The sequence below is a fragment of the Termitidicoccus mucosus genome, assembly GCF_038725785.1.
Classification (GTDB): domain Bacteria; phylum Verrucomicrobiota; class Verrucomicrobiia; order Opitutales; family Opitutaceae; genus Termitidicoccus; species Termitidicoccus mucosus.
The window spans coordinates 364876-388505 of record NZ_CP109796.1 but is presented as its reverse complement, the minus strand read 5'-3'; the positions used below and the strand labels follow the sequence as shown (position 1 = coordinate 388505).

9 protein-coding genes are annotated in these 23630 nt (G+C 57.1%); 8 read left to right on the top strand and 1 reads right to left on the bottom strand.

Going from position 1 to position 23630, the window contains the following annotated elements; translation table 11 throughout:
• Positions 1-2: 2 nt before the first annotated feature.
• The 8 genes from OH491_RS01380 (at position 3) to OH491_RS01345 (ending at position 22639) form a co-directional block, all read left to right on the top strand.
• Positions 3-9443, top strand: a complete 9441-nt coding sequence (locus OH491_RS01380) for a TonB-dependent receptor (RefSeq protein ID WP_068769671.1) — start codon at positions 3-5, stop codon at positions 9441-9443.
• Positions 9444-9500: 57 nt separating this feature from the next.
• The gene (locus OH491_RS01375) at positions 9501-11942 is read left to right on the top strand and encodes an autotransporter outer membrane beta-barrel domain-containing protein (RefSeq protein ID WP_068769672.1); all 2442 of its coding nucleotides are present in this window, start codon (positions 9501-9503) and stop codon (positions 11940-11942) included.
• Between the two features lie 13 nt (positions 11943-11955).
• A complete protein-coding gene (locus OH491_RS01370; RefSeq protein WP_068769673.1) occupies positions 11956-13731 on the top strand; it encodes a hypothetical protein in 1776 nt (591 codons plus the stop codon).
• 2 nt (positions 13732-13733) lie between these two features.
• On the top strand, positions 13734-14126 hold the full coding sequence (locus tag OH491_RS01365; protein WP_068769674.1) for a hypothetical protein: 393 nt from the start codon (positions 13734-13736) through the stop codon (positions 14124-14126).
• Between the two features lie 78 nt (positions 14127-14204).
• Complete coding sequence (locus OH491_RS01360) at positions 14205-17162, top strand: sugar-binding domain-containing protein (protein ID WP_068769675.1); 2958 nt, start codon at positions 14205-14207, stop codon at positions 17160-17162.
• Positions 17163-17235: 73 nt separating this feature from the next.
• Positions 17236-19947: a Tat pathway signal sequence domain protein gene (locus OH491_RS01355; RefSeq protein WP_068769676.1), complete on the top strand. Its 2712-nt coding sequence runs from the start codon at positions 17236-17238 to the stop codon at positions 19945-19947.
• A 50-nt stretch (positions 19948-19997) separates the two neighbouring features.
• Entirely contained in the window at positions 19998-21929 is a 1932-nt protein-coding gene (locus OH491_RS01350) for a rhamnogalacturonan lyase (protein WP_068769865.1), read from the top strand.
• Between the two features lie 2 nt (positions 21930-21931).
• Positions 21932-22639 (top strand): hypothetical protein, encoded by a 708-nt coding sequence (locus OH491_RS01345; RefSeq protein WP_068769677.1) that lies wholly within the window; start codon positions 21932-21934, stop codon positions 22637-22639.
• A 546-nt stretch (positions 22640-23185) separates the two neighbouring features.
• Here OH491_RS01345 and OH491_RS01340 read toward each other — a convergent pair.
• On the bottom strand, positions 23186-23596 hold the full coding sequence (locus tag OH491_RS01340; RefSeq protein WP_145928680.1) for a hypothetical protein: 411 nt from the start codon (positions 23594-23596) through the stop codon (positions 23186-23188).
• Between the last annotated feature and the right edge of the window lie 34 nt (positions 23597-23630).

Below are 23630 nucleotides of genomic sequence, written 5' to 3'. Positions count from 1 at the left end.
CAATGAACCACCCCCTCTCATTCCCCAATGTTGCCGCTGCGGTGCATGCGCTTGTCACTGCAACTGTCCTGACGCTGTTGTTTTCAGCCGGTGTGCAAGCCCAGTCTTCCCTTGTCTGGACGGGGGTGACGGATGCCAATTGGGACACCACCACGCAAAACTGGGTCACCGTTCCCGGCGGTGCTGCGGCAGCTTTTGCCAATGGCGACACCGTGCTTTTTGACGACACCTCGACCACCGGCACCGTGAGCATTCCCTCCGCGGTCTCACCCGGCGGCATCACTGTGAACAAAGCCGGCGAACTTGCCTTTGCCGCTGGCCCCATGATCACGGGGGCCACGACACTCTTGAAACAAAACAGCGGCACGCTCGGCATCACGGGCATCCCGGCCTTCACCGGCACCGCCTCCGTCGAGGGGGGCGTTGTTGCCATTAACGGAAATCTCAGTGCCTCCAGTTGGGTTTTCAACACGCCCATGCAGTTGTCCGGCGGCACTGTTGCGTTCTCAAATTCCCTGAACGCTACTTCTGTCCTCCGCATCGACAAGCCCGTCACCATACCTGACGGAGCCCATGGGGTCATGAACATGACTCGCACTTTCCAAACTAGGACGACGTTCTTGGGGGCTGGCACATTGACGCTCAACCTTGTGACACACACGGTACCCCGGGCCGATTTCAACTCAGGCAATTTTACTGGCTTTTCCGGCGAACTCCGTCTTATCGGTTCGGCCACCGCCCGGGCCAACACTGGTTTTGCCAGTGCCAGTTGGATCAACACCTCGATGGTGCTGGACACAGCAGGACTGATCTCGGATGCCACCGCCAACACCACCCGCACCCTTGATATCGGCGCGCTCAGCAGCGTTGACAATGCCGGCATCTCATCGGTTCAAGTTGCGGGAGCCACGGGCAACACCGTTTTCAGCATCGGCGCCAGAAACCTCGACACCACTTTCCACGGCACAATCATTGGCCCGCTTGCCGCGCTCACCAAAGTCGGGAGTGGTATGCTTACGCTCACTGGTGTCAACACCTACACGGGCACCACCACGGTGGCGGCGGGCGGCCTGCATGTCACCGGCCAGCTCGCCAACACGGCGCAAGTAACGGTCGCAGGCGGAGCCGCGTTGGGCGGCTCGGGCACAATCACCAGCGCCGGCGTCACCTATGCCGACGATGCAACGCTGCTTGTTGACGCGTCTGTCTCCGGCACCCTGCACGGCCTTGAAGTTGGTGGTCCCGTCACGCTAGGCAGCACGCTCAAGGTCACGCCTGTCGTTGCAGATGGGGACGGTATCATCTCCGGTGTATATACACTCCTCCATGCGACGGGCGGCATCACAGGATCGCCGGCCATCACTTTGGAGTATTCGGGTTCCGGGGTGTCGGCTGCTTTTAACCAGACCGCCGATGCCATCACCGCGACAATCACCGCCGGGCTTCCCCCTGCGCCCGTGATCACCAGCCTGCTGACGGCCTCAGGAACGGAAGGCGCGACGTTTACTTACACAATCACGGCCGACAACAACCCGACAAGCTTCAATGCAACGGCGCTTCCCGACGGACTAAGTGTCAACACGTCGTCCGGGGTGATTTCCGGCACGCTCGGATATGGCACCACAGGGACAAGCAATATCACAATTTCGGCCGGTAATCTTGGCGGGACCGATTCGGAGACGCTTGCGCTTGTCATCGAGCCGCCGCCGGCTCCTGTCAACGTGCCTACGATTTCCGGTCCGCTGGCAATCACCAGCACCGTCGGAGCGCCATTCAATTATCAAATCGGAGCAAGCGATTTGCCGATTCTTGAATACGGCGCAGCCCCGCTGCCGGCAGCCCTTTCGATAGACAGCGCAAGCGGCCTTGTCAGCGGCACGATTCTGGGCTCCGGAACGACCGCTGTTGTCCTGAGCGCTCGCAATGCCGCCGGCACCGGCACGGCGACGCTTGCGATCAGCGCGTATGAATTGCCGGTCATCACCAGCGCCACCATGGCGCAGGCGGCGGATGGCGCGCTGTTCAGCTATACAATTACCGCGAGCGGCGAGCCGACGAGCATCACCGCGTCTGGCCTGCCCGCATGGTTGTCCTATAACAATGCGACGCATGTGCTCTCCGGCACGCCAACCACGGCCGGCACGGCAAATGTCACCATGACGGCCGTGAATCCCGTCGGCTCGGACACGAAGACACTGGAAATCACGGTCACTACCCTTTCGCCGGTAATCACCAGCTCCTTGCGCGTGACCGGCACCGTCGGCGTGCCATTCAGCTACCAAATCGTGTCGGACAACAGCCCGGTGTCCTATGGCGCGGTCCCGCTGCCTGACGGATTGTCATGCGACGCCGCGACCGGGATTATTTCCGGCGTTCCTGCTGCGGCAGGCGCCAGCGACGTGCTGATTTCGGCGACCAATGTTTACGGTTCCGACGAGGCTGTGCTTGAGATCATCGCCGTCGATCCTGTCCCCGCGGACATGCTGGTGTGGACCGGCGCTGTCAGCGGCACGTGGAACACGACCGATCAAAACTGGCTTCGTGCGGGCGCGCCTGCCACATATCAGGACGGTGCCAAAGTCCTTTTCAACGATGCCAATGAGACGCTTGCCATCGGCGGCACCGGCACCATCGGGCTTCCGGAAACCGTCAACCCTGAGTCCGTGACCTTTGCCATATCCACCGGCACGCTGAACATGCTGCCTGTCGCTCACTTCGGGCTTTGGGGCGGGGCGACGATGCTCAAGAAAGGCCAGGGTACCGTGCGGTTTTCGAGTTTCAACGAGGGATGGAACGGCACCACCACGATCGAGGAAGGACACCTTGTGCTGGATTATCCCAAAAGCGACCAGGCGCTGGGCCAGCACACGATGGCCATCGGCCCGGTTGTGTTTGCCGGAGGCACGCTGACGTTCACCTATCCGGACAGCCAGGTGCAGATTTTCCCGGACTTCACCGTCGCCGACGGAAACAACGCCGTCTTCAACCTGCCCCGGCGCTTTGATTTCAAGGGCGCGATAAAAGGTTCCGGCACGCTGGAACTCAGGTATCGCGGGTTGTCCAATGCCAGCGCTCGCTCGAATTTCGTCAATGATTTCAGCGGTTTCAGCGGCGATATGATTTTCACCGGTTCGGGCGGCGCGAGGCCGACTGTCGGCTCGGCCCCCAATATGTTCAACTGGAACGGCTGGGCGGATGTTCACCTCGCCATCCAGGACCAGGTCGAGATTCAACCGCAGGTGGCTGCTGCCGGCAACACCTTGGTCATCGGCGCGCTGTCCGGCACCAGCGCTCAGGCCGCGCTTGGCAGCGGGCAGAGCAACCGCCTCATCACCTACAGGATCGGGCGCAAAAATCTCAGCACGACCTTCGCCGGCGCCATCCTTGGCACAAACGGCTTTGTCAATGGCGCGGGCAAAACGACCTTGATCAAGGAGGGCACGGGGCTGCTCACACTTTCCGGTTCCCTCAGTTACACCGGTACCACTTTTGTTGAGTCCGGCGGCTTGCGGATGACCGGCAAGCACACCGGCACCGAGCCGATCATCGTCTCCGGCTCGGCGGGTTTTGGCGGTTCGGGGGAAATCACTCCCGCCATCACCTATGCGGATGGAGCGACATTGCTTCTGGACACCGATGAGGCGGGCGAGTTGTCCGGCCCGCGCGTGAAAGGCGGCACCGTCACTTTTGGCAGCACGCTCAAGGTCAGCCCCGTGGTTGCGGAAGGCGGTGCGGTCACGAATGGCGTTTACACGATCTTCAGCTCGGAAGCCGCTTTCGCGGGCACGCCCTCGCTCGTATGGTCGCATCCCGAAAATCCTGCTGTTGCCGCTGCATTTGATATCGTTAATGGCAGTCAAATCCAGGTTACCATCACTGGCGGCGCAATAGCACGTCCGCGCATTACCAGCGCGCTCATTGCCGACGCTCTGGCAGGGCAACCATTCTCCTACACGCTCACGGCCACCATCGATCCTACGACCCCCACCATTCTCAGCGTCGATGGTTTGCCGGCCGGCCTGTCCTTCAATCCTGCCACCGGCATCATCAGCGGCTCAGTTTCCGTTGCAGACACATATCCGGTTGCATTGTCCGCCAGCAATTCCTCCGGCACGACCACCGCCACGCTGGCCTTGATTGTATATGCCACGCCGCCCCCGGCTCCTCTCATTACCAGCGGCACGCGTGTGGTCATGGTGGTGGAACAAAGCGGCGCTTACACCATCACCGCGAACCACAACCCGACCGGCTTTGACGCCACGGATTTGCCCGATGGTTTGTCGATCAACACCAAGACCGGCGTCATCTCGGGCAAACCCACGACAGTCGGCACAGGCACAGTTACCCTGTCTGCTTCCAATATCGGCGGCACCGGCACGATGCCGCTGGAGCTGGTCGTGTCACTGCCCCCACCGAGGTTTAGCGAAATACGAGTGTTGTCGAATCGTAGCCCTTGGGTTGCTGTTCAGGGCGAGCCGGTCAAATGGCAGATTGTCGCGACAAACGATCCGCTGTCGTATACGGGCAGTGTCGCACCCGCCGGTTTCGACACCAGTTTCTCAATGGACACCGTTACCGGTATCCTCGATGCCCAGTTCGACATGATTGGCACCGGCACATTGCTGGTCACTTACGCTAATGCCGCTGGTGCTGTCACTCTCGTCGCGCCGTTTGCCGTCAACCCGCCGTCGCCCGTTGTCATTGATGCCCCCGAGCAACTCACCGGCGCCGTCGGCGAACCCTTCAGTTATACGATTCAGGCCACCAATATGGTGCCCGGCGGCAATTCTACCGCCGTCGGCAACACTCCCAGCTACGGCGCCACCGGCCTGCCCCCGGGCCTTTTTATCGACACCGTCACCGGCGTCATCAGCGGCACGCCCGCCTACAGCGGCGTCCAGCAAGGCGCGCTTATAGCGATCAATGTCACCGGCGTCGGCAACAAGCCCGTCTCCTTCGCCATAAGCGGGGCCTCCGCCGTCGTTTCCCTTGCGGGCGAAAGCGGTACGCCAGGCAATGTTGACGGCCCGGGCGCCGACGCGCGCTTCACCTCGCCCGGCGCGGGAATCACGGACAAGGACGGCAACCTCTACATCGCTGACACCGGCAACAACTCCATTCGTAAAATCGCCCTCGACGGCACCGTCTCCACGTTTGCCACGGGCTTCAACGCGCCCGCCTCCATCGTCGTGGACGCGGCGGGGACGACGCTCTATGTTGCCAACACCGGCGCAAACACCATCGAGAAGATCGACATCGCCACTGCGACCGTGACCGCGCTCGCCACCACGGGCGCTCCCGCGCTCAATGCCCCGCACGGGCTCGCGATTGATTCCGACGGTAACCTCTACGTCGCCGACACCGGCAACAACAGCATCCGCAAGATAAACACAACCACCGGAGACATGACCGTCATTGCCGGCTCGGGTGCGACAGGCTCCGACGACGGCGCGGGCGTCGCGGCGACCTTCGACATGCCGATGGGCCTCGCGCTCGACGCGGACGCCACGCACCTCTACATCGCCGACACGGGCAACAGCATCATTCGCTCCATCACGCTCGCCACAGGCGGCGTTGAAACCGTCGCGGGCTTGGCTCACGCGCCCGGTACGGACAACGGCGCCAATGCCGACGCGCGTTTCAACATGCCGCAAGCGCTCGCCGTGGATGCCGCCTCCGGCGCCATCTATGTGGCGGACACCGGCAACAATGCCATCCGGGTAATCGACACCATCAACGGCACCGTCACCACGATGCCCGGCGGCGGAACCGCGCTGAATGCCCCGGCGGGCATTGTCATCGATTCCACGGGCGACATTTACGTGCCCGACACCGGCAACCACACGATCTGCGCTCTGCAAGCCGCCCCCTCCATCTTGGTGTCCCCGGTGGCGCAGTCCGTTCCGGTCAACACCAGCGCGACCTTCAATGTCGCCGCCATCGGCGCTCCGATGCCCGCCTATCAATGGTATAGGGACGGCAGGCTGATCACTGGCGGAACCACTGCAGCGCTCGTCATCGATTCGGTTCAGCTCACCGACGTGGCCAATTACAACGTCACTGTCAGCAATCCCATGGGCGCCGTCCAGACCGGCGATGCGCTGCTCTCCGTCACTGGCGCCAGCCCGACAACGCCCTCGGGCAACGGTGGCGGCAGTGGCGGCGGCGCGCCCGGCATCTGGTATCTGCCCGCGCTGGCGCTGCTGGTATTGCTGCGGCGGATGAGTAGGGCGGTTTTGCCAAAACCGCCGCGTGCAGCTCGGCGCTCCGCCCTCGCCATGCTCATCTTCGCGCTCTGTCTTTCAGCCCTTCAGCCGTTCAATCCCCTGGTTTTTTCTCAGCAGTCAGCCACCGGAGCCATCTCGGGCCGTGTCATGAACCAAGGCACCGGAAAATACCTCGCCAACGCTCTCGTCACAATTGAGGGAACCAGACTCGAAACGCTCACTGATGGCGATGGCAATTACCGCTTCTTTGACGCGCCCGCCGGCACAGTGCGTGTCACCGCCAGTTACACCGATCTCGACCGGAACAGCCAAGTCGTGGCGGTTGTCGCCGGCCAGACTGCGACGGCCGATTTCAATCTCACCACGCAGGTTTACCAGCTCGAAAGGTTCGTGGTGGCTGGCGACCGCGAGGGCGCGGCGCTCGCCACGCAGGAGCAGCGCATGTCCGCCAGCCAGAAGGCGGTTTTTGCCGCCGACTCCTTCGGCAATATCGTGGACAGCAACATGGGCGAACTCATGAAAAACCTGCCCGGTATCACCATCGACTACGACGGTGAGGACGCCGGCTCGATGCGCATTCGTGGCATGGACCCTGAGTTTGCCAACGTCACCCTCGACGGCAACGCGGTCGCGTCCATGTCCATCAGCAGCGACGAATCGGGCGTCGGCACCGCCAGCCGCGCATTCAATTTGAGCACACAATCGCTGCAAAACATCGAAAGCATCGAGTTGAAGACCGCGCCGACGGCGGAGGACTCCGCAAGCAGCATGGGCGGCGCGGTGAACATCAAGACGAAGAGCGCGCTCAGCCAGAAAGGCCGCCGCATGCGTTTCGCCGCCAACCTCAGCCTCAACACCGCCGAGCTCGACTTCGACAAGACGCCCGGCGGCGGGCGCACCCCCGATTACAAAATCTGGCCCGGATTCACCTTCTCATGGGGCGAGGCCTTTGGCACGAGGCAGCGTTTTGGCTTTTCCTTCAACACCGCCTTCAATCGCAACTATCGTTTCAACAACAGATACGAAATACCGAGATACACCTACGATTTGGCTGACCTCGAAAAAACGGGCTACAAGGTCACGCCCACCACGCCCGGCTATGTTACCGAACTGCGATACACTGAAAGCGGCAAAAGTGAGCAAACCCGGATGGTTTCCCTCAACTTGGAATACCAACCCTGGCAAAACACGGTTTTCTTCCTAAACTCTTCCTATAACGACGTCAAAGGCCTGGGCGCCTACACCCGGAGAATGCAAGTGACCGCGGGCCAGCAGACAGCCGAGGCAAACCTTTACAACATGATCTCGCCGGAGGGCGCAAGGATTGGAATGAATTACGGCATAAGCACGGCGGACAATAACACCGTGTCCTTTAATGCCGGGGCCAGGCACACCTTCGGGAAAATAAAAGTCAACTGGGGCGCCCACTACAGCAAGGCGGAGACAGACCCCGATCCCGGCAAAAACTTCAGCATAGAGTATAGTATGTCCGGGGTGGGCCTGAACGCGCTCAACATTGCCGGGAATGCCACCGGGGAGATTGTCCAGACCACCCACGGGGGCACGGGCATAATGGCCCCGGACGACACGGGCAGCTATTTGAACCTCGAAAACTACAACAGCCTGACATTGTCGCAGCGATTTGGCTATGGCACCGATGAGCAAAGGGGCGCGAATCTCGATGTCACCATCCCCGTCGTCCTCGGCGTGCCGGTCGAGTTCAAGTTTGGCGGGCGCTATGGTGAGATGACGCGTGAAATGCATCAATATTGGCGCAGGCGGTCACTGACCGGAAACAGCACGCTTAAGAATTTTGGCACCGCCGCCGAGCCAGCCATCTATCAATTTGCCGATCCCTACTTCCAGAACTCCTGGGGCTTCGACGTGCCGATTCCGAACTGGGTGAATCCCTACTACGTCTATGACTATTTCAACGCGCATCCGGGCGAGTTCTACGACGATTCCGATGATGTCAAGGGCCACTTTTACCAGCAGTTGCAAGGCGAGAAGACAGCCACGGAAAAGACGGCCGCGGGCTACGCCCAGCTGACGGCGCGGTTGCTGCGCAACCTCACCATGATCGCGGGCGTGCGCTACGAGCGCACCCAGGCAATCGGCACCGGCCCCATATACGAGGAACCGGGAAGCAATGACGCGGTCTTCGGGCAGAACGGCAAGTATGACACCATCTCCCCCTACATACCCGGCACGCTGGACCCCAATCCCTACTATAATATCAATCGCGAGCAGAAAAACCTGCTTCTATACTCATGGCAGACCTTTGAAAAAACGTATGACAACGTTTTCCCGAACATCCAGTTCAAGTGGGAGCCCCTGAAAAACATGAATGTGCGTCTCGCGCGCACCGAAAGCATCGGGCGGCCCAAGTTCGGCAACGTGATCCCCAAGGAGCGATGGATTTCATCCGAGCTCAGGATCGAGCGCAACAACCCCGACCTGAAGCCTCAATACGCGACCAAGTATGATTTCGCCGTGGAGTATTATTTCAGCAAAAACGGCTCGCTCACGTTTTCCCTCTTCTATCAGCAATTCAAGGATATAATACAGACGGAAACCTCGTTCATCAATGTTACATGGGATGAGGCCCTTGCCGACGGCGTGAACTATATATACGATCCGGAGTATGAGGAGGGCACTTGGATTGTGCAAAGCCCGCTGAACCTCGGCGAGGGGACGAACCGGGGATTTGAGATTGTTTACAATCAAAGGCTCGGGTTCCTTGCCGACTGGCTGAAAAATTTCAGCGTCTATGGTTCGTTTTCCTATGCCGACCCGAAAACCCACTACATGCGCCATACCATACCCAGGCCGGAGAAAAATGTGACGCAGGCGATGCTGGATGAATACATCAACAGCCCTATGGTGCGCGAGGAAATCCCCATGACCGGGATTCAGAAAAAATCGGCCACCCTCCAGCTCCGATATAACGGGAAGCGGTTCAGCGGCAAAATCGCCGCCTATTGGGTTGACCGGTTTGCCCGCGATATCAATCTGACCTACGTCGAGGTCAAGTATCAGTCCGCTTACACGCGCTTCGACCTGAGCCTCGCCTACAAGATAAATTCGCGCTGGAAAGCCATGTTTGACTGGCGGAATGTGACCGAAGTCGGCGACGAGCGCAGCATATTCGACCGCACGGGCGGCTATTTCACCTCCGGCATGGTTATGAATGTCGGGCTGGAGGCCAACTTCTAAAAAGGCCTGTTCATCCGGCGATAATCACAAATGCGACCCATTGGATTTTAATTTAAAATGAAAATCACAAAAAAGCATTCCCTCCTGCGCGCGGCGACTGTCCTAGCCTCTGGCATCACATGCCTTGCGGCAACATTGAATGCGCAACTGACACTGGTGCCCGACCATTTCACGGACTGGACCGGTGCCGTGAATTCCGATTGGTTCAATTCCGGGAATTGGAGCACCGGCGTCGTTCCTGACGGCCCCACGGCCGCCGTCCGCCTGCTTGGCTCTTCTGATATCTCGAACAAGACCATCAACCTCGTCAACACGGGCACCGGTGACAAGCGCGTGCAACTTTACAGCATCCAGACAGGCATGATGCGTCTTTACACGCTCAACCTCGAAGGCACGGAGGATGGCTGGATGGAGCTTAATCCCACGGGGAAGGGGTTCACATTCAACGGCTTCATCGGCAATAGCTTCGGCACCTCACTGGATATAACCGCTCCGGAATCGACCGGAGGCAGTTCTGTCCGTCTTGCCATGAATGTCACGCTTAACTCCTACTCCCGCCTGACGCTCGACGATTCGTATTCATCAATGCGCGTGTTGGAGAGCGGCCTGAGCCAGGCGGTGATCACGATGAAGGGGAATTCGGAGATGAATCTGGCCAATGCCGGGATGATTCCCTTTGTCACCACCAGCGGCTCTCACGCCGCAGGCACTTTGCAGATTGGCGGGCTCAGCACCGAGGTGGGCACTGTCGTCAATTTGGGCACCTTTAACGTGCGCATAAACGACCGGATTGCCGCTGGCGAAATTGTCAGATGGTCGGGATTGTTATTTTCCGAAGGTGTATCGGCACGGACATTTGACATTATGGGAGGTGGCATAGTCATCATGGACGGCATGGTGAGCACCAAGGGGTTGGTTTTCCGGCCTAGGGGCGGCAATTCCCAATATATCGTCGACGGTCTTCATAGCGGAAACATCAATGTGCAGGAAAACGCAATGCTTGGTGGCAGCGGAAATATAAAAGGCAATGTGATCGTAAGCAGGGGCGGGAACCTTAATCCCGGCATGAGGGCCACGGCCACCGATAAACCCCTGACCATCACCGGCACCGTCACTCTGAACGGAAACTTGAGCTTCGATTTGGTCACGCCGCTCGAATATGACCGACTTGTTATCAACGGTGATTTGATTATCTCGCCTGTTGATGCAACCAATATTCCCAATCTGACAATCGGTCGCGCATCGACCTTCCCTTACCTGCCGGGCACATACACATTGATGACGGTCAACGGCGCGCGTTCGGGCGATTTTGAGCCGGGTCACATTGCGCTTCCGCCAAGCATGTCGCTGGTGTCCTCTTGGCAATGGAATGCAAACACCCTTGAGGTGTCCTTTGCGCAAATGCCTTTTTCTAGCCCCGAGGGATTGGACGGCAAATATCTCACGGTTGCCCGGCGTGTCGATGAGATCGTCAACGCGGGCACGGTTCGCGACAATCTTTTTGATGCGCTTAACCGCCAGCCTTCCATGATTCTTTATCGCGAGTTGCTCGATCAGCTCAGTCCCAGCACTTATCAGTCTTGGTTCCCGGCATCCGTGGTTCGCGCCAACGCAATGATGCAAAGCATTGAGGACCGCATGTGGCAGGACGCCGCCTACGCGCGCAAAAAAGGCTCCGTGCAGCTCTTCCTTGACGGCTATCGGCAGGAAGCCTCGCGCGACAAGAATGACGATGCCTCGTATTCAGACTACGGCACTATCGCCGCACTTGTGGGGGCCGACTATGCTTTCGGGGAAAATTTCGTGGCTGGCGGATTTTACACCTATGAAATATCCGATTTCGATCTCGATACCGCGGGCGGCAACTGCGACGTGAGCAGTCACACATTCGGGATCAAGGCACGTTATAACGCCGGCAATTTTCAGTTTAATCTCACCGGCTTTTACGGCACGGATGATTATGACTCCGAACGCACGGTGGCGCTGACCCAGCTTGCCTCATGGGCGGATGCGGATGCAAGCGGCACCCGCATCGGCGCCGCGGCGTCGCTCGCCTATACAAAGAAGTTTTCGTGGTTTGAAGTCACCCCTGTGGCCGGTGTTCAATGGTTGAATTGGAAAGTTGACGCGTTCACGGAGCGCAACGCCAACGAGGCCAGTCTGTATGTTTACGAACAAAACGAAACCTCGCTCCAGGGCAAACTGGGCCTGCGCGTGGCGCGCAGTTTCAAGACAAAACATGGCTTCATCCGCCCGTTTGTCCATTTCGCATTGCTGCATGAATTCGAAAGCGACATCCGCACGCTCAGCGCCAATCTTTTCGGCGGACGCATCGACATCGCCGCTCCCGCCACCAACGCCAACGGCTATCGCCTCGACGCCGGCATCGATTATAGCATATCGAGCAAGTGGCGCGCCGAGGCCCGCTACACATCGGAATATAATTGCGTTGTCGATGAATCCCGCGGCCTCCGTTTTGGTGTGAATTATACATTCTAAACGAAGTGTGGTAATGAAAAAAACACTGCTTTGTCTGTTGTATCTTCAATTGCTCCTTGCAAGCGGCGCGTTCGGGCAGACAAAGCAGAATGCAAATAAACTGGACGCCGCAGGCCCCGTTGTCGAAATGGAGCCTTATGTCGTGAAGGCGGACCGCGTCCTGCCGGCGCCGGAGCAGTGGCTTTATGTGAAAGTGCCCGTGTTGGTGTTGATGCGAGGCAAGCGCAATATCGTCGCGCCGGGTTACGAAATGCTTTCCAATCTCAACTTCAGCCAGACCAAATCCTTGGTCGAAAATTTGCAGTTGCGCCAGTTTGCCGCGACCTATCTCTGGCCGATGCTCACCCAGGCGCTGCCCAAGATGCCTGTATATGTAGTGGTTGATATCAACCAGCAGCAATCGACATTTCGTCCGGTCGTGAGAAAAATCGATTCGTGGGAGGGTGATCCGATTGTGCTGGATGAAGCCGCCCCGTCCTCAGGCAATCCCGATGATTTTTATGACCACGCGGCTTCCGCCTCCCAATCCTTCGCGGCGGAGTATGGTCTGGGAGAGGTGGAGGATATTAATCCCGAAATGACACCCCAAGAGGAGACTGAAAACGAGATTGCCGAAATGGCGCAAAATGCAATCAAGGGCAACCGGGACGATACGGATCTGAACGCAGTCAGACCGCTTCCGGACGGATTTGTTGACTTAGCCGCAAATGGCGGACCGCTGGCCGCGCTCGTGCGCGCCGGGGAACCGCGTGCAAGCACAGTCCGCCCCAGTGAGGAGCAACTGGCCGCTACACTCAGTTACGCATTGAATCTCCACGCGCTGAAATCACTGCCGCGGAAACCGCCCCCTTGGTTCGCCCGCGGGATAAGCAGCCTGCTCGGAGCCACGCAAGTTTCCCACACGCAAATACGGTTCGCGATGGTGAAGGAAAATCTCAGCAGGCAAAACATGCCTGGCCTTGCGGAGCTTTTTAAAAAAGACGATGTGTTCAGTTTGGAGGAAGCCCGGCTTGCGGCTATATTTGTTCATTTCGGCCTCTACGGAGACAACGGAAAGTATGCCGCGCGTTTTATGCAGTTTGTTGACCGGATCGAGCGCGGAGAGCAGCCGACGGCGCAAATGTTCGAGGAAGTATTCGGTTTCAAGATCAGCCGGATGGAAAACGATCTGGCCACCTATTCGCGCACCTTCGCCTTCTTTAAAAGTACCGATATCAAGGGGGCAATTCCCGAAATGCCGGCGTGTACCTTTCGCGAAGCAACACAGTCGGAGGTCGCGCGCATCAAGAGCGAAATATATATATCGCAAATCAACGCCGTCAAGGCACTCGACGAATTGCGCACGGCATACTGGCGGGGCGAGCGCGAGCCTGCCATGCTGGCTGCTCTTGCGTCCGTTGAACTGCGAATCGGTTCCGAGTCCCGCGCCCGCAAGATAACAAAAGCGCTGCTGGAACTTCCTGTGCCTCCGGCACAGGCATACATCGTCGGTGCGCGGCTCCAGCTCAAGGACATCCTTGCCGCCAAATCGGACGGCGCCAAGCTCAACGCGACAGAAACCTCCGGTTTAATTGACACTCTGGGCGGCGCGCTCGTCGGCGGACTGACCACGGAGGAACTTTGCAGTGTGCTCGCAGAAATTGTCCTTAAAAGCGAAACCGTCGCCAATGCCGGCATCAGTGCATTTTTGCGCGAAGCCGCAAAGCGGTATCCACTCAACAAAACCATCGCCGAAGCCTTAAAGCCGTGCGCAGGGCTAAATTCCCGCCAACAAAATAATAATCCATGAATATGATCAAACATATCCTCACAATGACAGGGGTTCTTGCGATTGCCTTTTCGGCCGTCGCCCATGCCGCGCCCGAGGGGGCGGAAAATGCAAAAAAGTCGAAGGCTTCCGCGGTCCAAGCTGTGGCGGGCGCGGAAGTCAAGGCCGTGCAAAAAGGTGACAAAGTAACAATCACCTGGACGCTCCCTAAAGGCGACTGGCGCGTGATCAACCTGAGTCGCAACGGTCAGGAAAAAACCAAGGGCCGCGTGAAAATCAAGGCGGTGAATCCCAACAAGGCCAAAAGCTACGTGGACACCGTTCCCGACGCTAGCAAGCAATACTGGTATTGGTTCAGCGCCTCGCGTACCGGTGAAGGCAATGTCGAAATCGGCCCGATTCCCGTGACAAAATAATGGAGGGACGCCCTCCGTGTCGCTCTTGCTTTATTGTAGGGGCGTCGCAAGCGACGCCCTGCTTGTTTCTTTCTAAAAATGTATAATTCTCCCCATCTCAAAACCCTCGCCACCCTCCTCTTCGGCCTCGCCACCGCGCTTTCCGTATTTGCTGATCGTGCTGCCTACAATCTTAATCTCGACTGGCGTCTTCACGTCGGCGATCCGGTGGGCGCGGAGCAAAGGTGGTTTGACGATTCCGCATGGAAACTTGTCACGCTTCCGCGCGCGTGGAACGAGGACGATGCCTTCAGCAAGGCTATCGTGGATCACACAACCGGTGTCGCATGGTATCGGAAGCACTTTGCGCTGACTGCTGCACAACTCAAGGACTCGAAGGTGTTCATCGAGTTCGAGGGGGTGCGACAGGCAGCCGAGGTTTATGCAAACGGAAAACATGTTGGTCGCAGCGAAAATGGTGTCATGGCGTTCGGATTCGACCTTACGCCGTTTCTTAGTGTTGGTGAAAACGTCATCGCCGTGCGCACCGACAATGACTGGAACTATAAGGAGAAGGCGACCGGCAGTCGCTACCAGTGGGCCGACCGCAATTTTAATGCGAACTATGGCGGCATCACGAAAAACGTGCGTCTGCATATCACAGGAAAATTATATCAAACGCTTCCGCTTTACTCGAACCTTGGCACGACCGGTGTTTATGTCTATGCAACCGATTTTGATATAAAAAACTGTGCCGCCACCATCCACGCCGAATCCGAGGTGTGCAACGAAACCGGAAGGGCGTGGACGTTTTCATATGTGATGGAAATCTCCGCGCTTGGCGTGAAAGCCGTCGCCGAAAAATCCATCACGCTCGCCCCCGGCGAAACCACCATCGTCAGAGCCAGCGCGCGCGCCGTCAAAATCGATTTCTGGAGCTGGGGGCACGGCTCGCTTTACGACGTGCGGACGACGCTCGTCGCGGATGGTAAACCCGCCGATTCCGTGACCACACGCACCGGTTTTCGCAAAACGGAATTCACCAACGGCATGATAAAGCTGAACGATCGCGTGATACAAATGCACGGCTACGCGCCGCGCTCTACAAACGAGTGGCCTGCGGTCGGCGGAAGCGTACCCGTATGGCTGAGCGACTATAGCAATAGTCTAGCTGTCGAAAGCGGTGGCAACATCATGCGCTGGATGCACATCACGCCCTGGAAACAGGACATCGAATCCTGCGACCGCGTCGGCCTTATCCATGCAATGCCAGCCGGGGACGCGGAGAAGGATGTGGTCGGCCGCTGGTGGGGCCAGCGTGTCGAACTCATGCGTGACGCCATCATCTACAATCGCAATAACCCCAGCATCCTTTTCTACGAGTCCGGCAACGCGGGTGTGAACGAAAAGCACATGCAAGAAATGAAGGATCTGCGCGACAAGTACGATCCGCACGGCGGGCGCGCCAGCGGAAGCCGCGACATGCTCAACAGCAAGGTGGCGGAATACGGTGGGCACATGCTCTACATAAATAAAAGCGCGCGCTTCCCGCTCTGGATGATGGAATACTCCCGGGACGAGGGTTTGCGCAAATATTGGGACGATTATTCGCCGCCTTATCACAAGGATGGAGAAGGTCCGCTTTATAGAGGTAAAGATGCCGGCATTTACAATCGCAACCAAGACTCCCTCGCCATCGAGAATGTTATCCGCTGGCATGAGTACTGGCATGAACGTCCCGGAACTGGACGTCGTGTGAACAGTGGGGGCGCAAAAATCATTTTTGCCGACTCCAATACGCACCAACGCGGCGCTGAAAACTATCGCCGCAGCGGCGTGGTCGATCCGATGCGCATCACGAAAGACGGTTTCTACGCACACCAAGTCATGTGGGATGGTTGGGTCGACGTGGAAAATCCACGCACCTATATCATCGGTCACTGGAACTACGCGCCCGGCACCGTTAAAAATGTATATGTCGTTTCTAGCGCCGACTCTGTCGCGCTTTTCCTCAACGGCAAATCGCTTGGACGCGGAGCGCAAAGCAATCGGTTCCTCTACACTTTCGAAAATGTAACTTGGCATTCCGGTGAACTTCGCGCGGTCGGTTATGATGCCAGCGACAAGAAAATCGCAGAAGCCACAAAACTGACCGCCGGCGAACCTGCCGCACTGCGTCTCGCCAATCTTGGTAAAAAATCCTACTTCGCCGATGGTCATGATCTCGCTCTCGTTGAGATCGAGGTGGTGGATGCAAAAGGCCGTCGCTGTCCGACCGCACTCGACATGATCGACTTCGAACTCGACGGCCCCGCCGAATGGCGAGGCGGCATCGCGCAAGGCAGGCCCAACAACTACATGCTTTCCAAACAGCTTCCGGTCGAGTGCGGCGTGAACCGTGTTTTCATTCGCGCTACGCGCGACGCTGGCACAATCACGCTTCGTGCAAAATCCGGTGATTTAAAGCCGGCTGTGCTCACGCTTCAAACAACCGAGTATCCTGCCATCAACGGTCTTGCCGCTCTCCCGCCCTTGCCGGACATCCCACGCAGTGACCGAGGCCCGACGCCTGCAGCGCCTTCGTATAAAGTGACGCGCATCCCTGTCGAAGTCGCATCGGCGCGCGCCGGATCAAACACTGCCGACGCCGTCAACACCTACGACGACAACGAAACCACATCGTGGACAAGCACGAACACCCTCGAAGAAGCGTGGATTGAATATACGCTGGAGCGCTCCGCTAAACTGAGCGAAATCACACTCAAACTCACCGGTTGGAAAGATCGTATCTATCCGTTGCGAGTGACACTTGATGGTGAGGAGATTTTCCGTGGTGTGACATCGCGCAGCCTTGGTTACGTAACGTTGCCAATGCAGCCCGTGCCCGCAGTAGGACGCGTCGTGCGCATCGAACTTCTTGGTGGTTCCGAAGCACGCGACTCCTACACGCTCATTGAAGTCGCCAACCAGAAGAATGTGTCCACCGGTTCCGGGAAGATTGGCAAAATGGCGCTCAGCATCATCGAGGCCGAGCTCTACGAACCACTTAAACAGTAAAATCATTTTCATGATTGCTCATTGCTCATTCGCTAAGAATTTTGCCACGGCTGTCGCTGCGTTGCTGCTTTGCATGCCGCTGAGCGCAAGTGTTGAAGACAACAAGTTGTCTTCGACTCCTTCAGCTGTCTGGCTCGACGGCGCGGCACCCGCGATCAACATCGGCACGACTTGGGGCGTGCCGTGGCCTATGGGCAGTATACCGAAAGACACCGCGCTCGCGCTCCGTGATGCGTCTGGAAAATCCATTCCGGTACAAAGCTGGGCGACCGCATGGTGGCCGGATGGTTCGATCAAATGGACGGCGCATGCGATTCCGGCAGGCATTGCGGTTGATAATAATCTCGCCATCACGCCCGGTACTCCCACCGCGCCGGAAAAATCGCTCAAAGTTCGCGAGACGACTGACGTTTTTGAAGTCGATACTGGCGTCATTCGTTGCGCTATCGCCAAATCGGGCGACGTGTTGGTGCAAAGGATTACTCGCGACGGGAAACCGGTTTTGACCAACGGACGACTCATCGCTCTTAGTTCGTCAGCGCCCGACCTAGACGGTGTAGCTGGCACGCAGCAAATCGATACATTTCAAAGCAAGATCGACACTGTCACTGTCGAACAAAACGGTCCCGTCCGCGCTGTCGTGAAGATCAAAGGTCGACACACTGGCAAAGAACGCGCATGGCTGCCTTTTACGCTGCGTCTATATTTTTACGCGGGCGGAGAAGCGGTTCGTATGATGCACTCATTCGTTTTCGATGGCGATGCGGAGAAGGATTTCATTCGCGGCCTCGGCATGCGCTTCGATGTGCCAATGACCGACCTCATGCACGACCGGCATGTGCGTTTCGCTGGCGAAGGACGCGGACTCTGGGCCGAGGCCGTGCGCGGACTCACGGGCATTCGTCGTGACCCCGACGCAAAAAATGAAGCGAATCCAGTCAAGAATGCCCAAATCGACGGCCGCGCGTGTCCGCCAGTGGAAACGTTTAACCAGCAAGTCAGCGAACGCCTGCAATACATTCCCGCATGGGGCGATGTGACACTCGCGCAACTTTCCGCCAATGGATTCACCATTCGCAAACGCACCAAAGCCGGGCACGGCTGGATTGACGCTGACCAAGGTCATCGTGCTTCCGGTGTCGGTTACATCGGCGGTGCGACCGGCGGCGGTGTCATTTTTGGCCTGCGCGATTTCTGGCAACGTCATCCCTCGCAACTCGATATTCGCAACGCCCACACCGACGCTGCAGAGGTTACGATCTGGCTCTATTCACCCGGCGCGCCCGCGATGGATTTGCGCTTCTATCATGACGGCATGGGGCAGGACACTTTTGAGAAACAATACAAGGGCGGACTCGAAATCACCTATGAGGATTACGAACCCGGTTTCGGCGATGCTCATGGAATCGCCCGCACAAGTGAAATCTATCTCTGGGCCGTCGGCGCCACGCCTGCTCGCGAAACATTTGCCGACATGGCTGCGCTTGTGCGTGAGCCCGCGCGCTTGGTTTGCTCGCCCGCGCGCATTCTGGCTGCAAATGTGTTCGGCAATGTCTGGTCGCTGCCCGACCGCTCCACGCCGGCGAAGGCCGCAATCGAAGACCGCCTCGAATGGCAAATCGAGTATTACAAAAAACAAATCGACCAGCGGCATTGGTATGGTTTTTGGAATTACGGCGATGTCATGCACTCCTACGACCGTGACCGCCACGTGTGGAAATACGACATCGGCGGCAATGCGTGGGATAACTCCGAGCTCTCCACCGACCTCTGGCTTTGGTATTATTACCTGCGCACGGGGCGGGCCGATGTCTTCCGCTTCGCCGAAGCGATGACACGGCACACCAGCGAAGTGGACACCTATCACACAGGCCGGTTCGCCGGGCTCGGTTCGCGGCACAACGTGCAACACTGGGGTTGCTCGGCAAAACAAGTGCGCATCAGCACCGCGAGTTATCGCCGCATCTATTATTTTCTTACCGCGGATGAACGCATCGGCGACATTTTGCGCGAGCTTCTCGATGTTGACCAAAAACTCAACGATGTTGACCCCGCACGCAAACTTGGCGACGCCTCGCCGCTCGGCGGGTACGATGCGCGTGTGAGCTTTGGCATTGATTGGGCCAACCTCGCCGCGGCATGGCTCACCGAATGGGAACGCGGCGGCGATATGAAGTATCGCGACAAGCTCCTGCGCGGCATGCGCGACTGGGGCAAAATGCCTCTCGGATTTTTCACGAGCGACCGTTACGGCTACAAGGTCGCTGACGGCAGCATCGAGCCGCTCACATTGCGCGGAAAACTTTCCGCTGACGGCAAACCCGTTTCCGTCTCTCATCTTGATGCCGTTTTTGGCGCGGTGGAGATTTTCTCGGAACTCATCCAGCTCACTGCGAGCCAGCACGAATATGAAGGCTTCAAAAAAGCGTGGCTCCAGTATTGCACGCTCTATTCCGCATCGAAGAGCGAGCGTGTCGCCGCACTGGGGACGGATTTTAGAAACGGCTCACTGACTCAGGCCCACTCTCGACTTCTCGCTTACGCTGCAAAAATGAATGGCGATGCCAAACTCGCCGCACGCGCGTGGAAGAACTTCAACCTTGCCGATTATCCCGGCTATGCGGGCGACTGGGCCGAGGTGAGTCTCAAAACAAAACGCATTGAAGGCACGGCCGTATTGAATCCAATCGACGAAGCCACATGGGTCGGCACAAATCTCAGCGCGCAGTGGGGGCTGTCCGCGATTCAATGTCTCGCGCTTGTCGGAGATAAGATGGCAGAGTGAAAATTGCCAATGGATTTTGTCCGATGAAAAAATATAACTCCATTTTTATCATGACGGCCTTGTTAGTCGCTCTCTGTCAGGCGAATGCAATGCAGCCTTCGCTCATGGAAAATCTCGACCGCGGTGTCGTGGCCGTTCGCACAGGCAAGAAGAGTGTATATGTCAGCTGGCGATTGCTGGGCACGGAGCCACGCGAAACGGCGTTTAATGTGTATCGTATAACGAGTAGCGGCGCTCCCGTTAAGATAAACAGCGAACCCATTGTCCAAGGGACGATTTTCACCGATACAAAGGCGGATTTTTCCAAACAAAATATATATGTGGTGCGCGCCATTGGAGCCGATAGCAATGAGCTGCCTGCGGGTGACACCTTGAGCGACAAAAAAAGAAAAACGGTGCTGAATACACTTTCGGCAAATTGCCCGGCCCTGCCGTATCTCTCGATTCCATTGCGTATTCCGAAAGGTGGAACAGCACCGGATGGAATCGCTTATACTTATGAGGCCTGCGAGGCGTCGGTCGGCGATCTCGACGGTGATGGTGAATACGAAATCGTTCTAAAATGGAAACCCACAAATTGGAAGGACAACGCCCACACGGGGTATTCCGGAAATACCTACCTCGATGCCTACAAAATTAATGGACAATTTCTCTGGCGCATCGACCTTGGAAAAAACATTCGCTCCGGTTCGCACTACACACAGTTCATGGTTTACGACCTCGATGGAGATGGCATTGCCGAAATTGCCTGCAAAACCGCCGACGGCACCGTCGATGGTGTCGGCAAAGTTATCGGTGACGCGGATGCCGACTATCGCACCATCACGGGAAAACCCATGGGCAAGATTCTCGACGGTCCCGAATATCTCACAATTTTCAACGGTCGCACAGGCGCGGCGATGGCCACGGTTGATTATGTGCCCGCACGCGGCAAAATTAGTGATTGGGGCGACGACTACGGCAACCGCGTTGACCGTTTCCTCGCGTGCATTGCATATTTGGACGGACAGCGGCCGAGTCTTGTCATGTGTCGCGGTTATTATGCCCGCTCCGTGCTTGCCGCATGGGATTGGCGGAATGGGAAACTCACGCAGCGTTGGGTTTTTGACAGCGCTGACGGCACGCTTGGCAACGATAAATATGCCGGACAAGGTGCGCACAGTCTCAGCGTTGGCGATGTTGATGGCGATGGATGCGACGAAATTACTTACGGCGCGTGCGCAATAGACCACGATGGCAAGGGGCTGTATTCAACCGGACTCGGTCACGGCGATGCATTGCACATGAGCGTCATGGACCCGACGCGGGAAGGACAGCAAATCTTCATGGTTCATGAAAAGAAAAAGGCCTACGGCAATGCCGGCATCGAATTTCGCGATGCACGGACTGGAAAATTAATATTTGGATACACTGACAAAGAATGGGACGACATAGGCCGTGGTGTTGCAGGCGATATTGACCCACGCTACAAAGGTTACGAGGTGTGGGCGCCAGTGGGAAATATCTATTCTTGCAAGGGCGAGAACGTCTCCAAAACAAAGCTGAAACAATTGAGCTTCCTCGCTTGGTGGGACGGCGACCTGCTGCGCGAACTATTGGATAAAGTGACAATCTCGAAGTGGAATTGGAAATTGGAAAAAATCGAGACACTTCTCACTGACCCCGAATGTGAATCGGGCAATGGCACCAAAGCCACACCAGTATTAAGCGCCGATATTTTCGGAGACTGGCGCGAAGAGGTAATATTCAAAACAAAGGACAACCACGAACTCCGCATCTACACAACAACGATACCGACCAAGCACCGCTTTCACACGCTTATGCACGACCGCCAGTATCGCGAAGCTATCGCATGGCAAAATGTCGGCTACAACCAACCGCCGCACCCGAGCTTTTACCTCGGCGAAGGCATGACGCCGCCGGCACAGCCGAACATTGTTACAACACTCAAGGAACCTCAGACAGCGACCGACACTCGCTAAAAATGACAAAGTCAAAATCGCCCGCGTGCTTCCTGATTATCGGCGCGGCCCTCGCTGTTGGCTGGAGTATCGTGGTGGAGGTAAAGCCGACATTGCCGCAGGTATTTGCCGACCACATGGTCTTTCAACGCGACATGCCGGCGCCTGTGTGGGGCACAGCGGATGTTGCCGAAATCATCACGGTTGAGTTTGCCGGCCAGAAGAAGCAAACGACCACAGGCGCCGACGGACGATGGCTGGTGCGATTCAACCCGCTGGATGCGAGCGCTGAGCCGCGCGAGTTGGCGGTCACCGGAAAAACAAAAGACGCGGCTGTGTCCCGCGTGCGTTTTGCGGATGTTGTCGTTGGCGAGGTGTGGCTTTGTGCGGGACAATCCAACATGGAAATGCCGCTTATCGGCGAACGCAGCCTGAAACCCATTTTGGGTGCCGACGAAGCCATCCGTATGGCGGAGTTTCCGCAGATACGAATGCTGAAAATAAAAAAGACTAGGGCTGGCGAACCTGCGTCCGATATCAACCTCGCGTCACCGTGGATTGCATGCAGTCCGAATACAATCAACACTATCAAGTTTTCCGCCGCCGGATTTCTCTTCGGGCGAAAACATCAACAAAAGTCCAGGAAGGAGCCTCGGACACCGCAGCCCCATCGATCAATTCAACCCGTTGCGGAATGTCGGCCAGCGGCTGCATACTCCGGCTGGAAGTAACCACAAAGCGTTCCAGCGATACAGGCGATTCATCATGGGCAGAAGCGACGGATGCGGACTGCGCTCGCATCAGTATATTTGTCGCAATGAATAGAATAAGAGAACTCGTGAGGCCGATATGAAGATGGCAGCGATTGCGTTTATAATTAGTTGCTGAAGGACCTGCGATTGACTGAGCGAATTGAGAGGCGGACATGGAAATGACTGGTGGATTTTATCCGAGGATTGGGAATCCGAATAGACTGCAACCTCGGATTGTTACTGACTGGGTTGAGGCGGAACATGGAGGCCAAGACTACAAGTCGTGGCGACTTCGTATACTATGATCAAAAATTTTTAAAGATCAGTGGAATCTCATGCAATTATCCCGATCATGGCTGCTGCATGCTGATCGCCGACAGGAGTTGTCGATTCGTCATACGCTCCTGGCTCTGCGCATCGACGAATCTCAATATGCCGACAGGCAGGTGGACGAGCGTGAGATAAAACGACAAACAAACTCCGAACCGTGTGGGTTCGGTATGTTTTGCGTGAAAAGAAAGGGATTCAGCTCAACGGCGGCGCGCGACCCGGTGGCAGCGCATGCGCCATGCGAGAAAAAACAAACTTTTTCTCGGAGAAAACCTGTTCGAGACGCGGCTGCAAGATGGCCAGCGCTATCAACGCAACGAGCAAACCAAGCACATGGCCATTGGCAAAAAGCGTAACGATGCAACCGCCCGCAGCGTCGTCCGCATGGTTGGCGGTGTGTGAAGCTGATTCACCGTCATGTCTCGCACCATAACCGTCGCAGGCATGATGCAATTCATTATCCAATGTATTGCCATGATGCGCGCATACCCATTCATGAGCCGCAGAATTGACCGCCAACAGACTGAACGCGATGATTAACGTCACGCCTGTCAACGCGATAAGGCGCTGCCAAAACGGGTGTCGACGTAGTTGCGCGAAGATCATGAATTGGATAAAAACGATCTAGCCTAACAAAGCT

Excerpts from the sequence above, each read along its gene's own strand:
- OH491_RS01380 (WP_068769671.1), top strand. The coding sequence starts at position 3 with ATGAACCACCCCCTCTCATTCCCCAATGTTGCCGCTGCGGTGCATGCG.
- OH491_RS01375 (WP_068769672.1), top strand. The coding sequence starts at position 9,501 with ATGAAAATCACAAAAAAGCATTCCCTCCTGCGCGCGGCGACTGTCCTA.
- OH491_RS01370 (WP_068769673.1), top strand. The coding sequence starts at position 11,956 with ATGAAAAAAACACTGCTTTGTCTGTTGTATCTTCAATTGCTCCTTGCA.
- OH491_RS01365 (WP_068769674.1), top strand. The coding sequence starts at position 13,734 with ATGATCAAACATATCCTCACAATGACAGGGGTTCTTGCGATTGCCTTT.
- OH491_RS01360 (WP_068769675.1), top strand. The coding sequence starts at position 14,205 with ATGTATAATTCTCCCCATCTCAAAACCCTCGCCACCCTCCTCTTCGGC.
- OH491_RS01355 (WP_068769676.1), top strand. The coding sequence starts at position 17,236 with ATGCCGCTGAGCGCAAGTGTTGAAGACAACAAGTTGTCTTCGACTCCT.
- OH491_RS01350 (WP_068769865.1), top strand. The coding sequence starts at position 19,998 with ATGACGGCCTTGTTAGTCGCTCTCTGTCAGGCGAATGCAATGCAGCCT.
- OH491_RS01345 (WP_068769677.1), top strand. The coding sequence starts at position 21,932 with ATGACAAAGTCAAAATCGCCCGCGTGCTTCCTGATTATCGGCGCGGCC.
- OH491_RS01340 (WP_145928680.1), bottom strand. The coding sequence starts at position 23,596 with ATGATCTTCGCGCAACTACGTCGACACCCGTTTTGGCAGCGCCTTATC.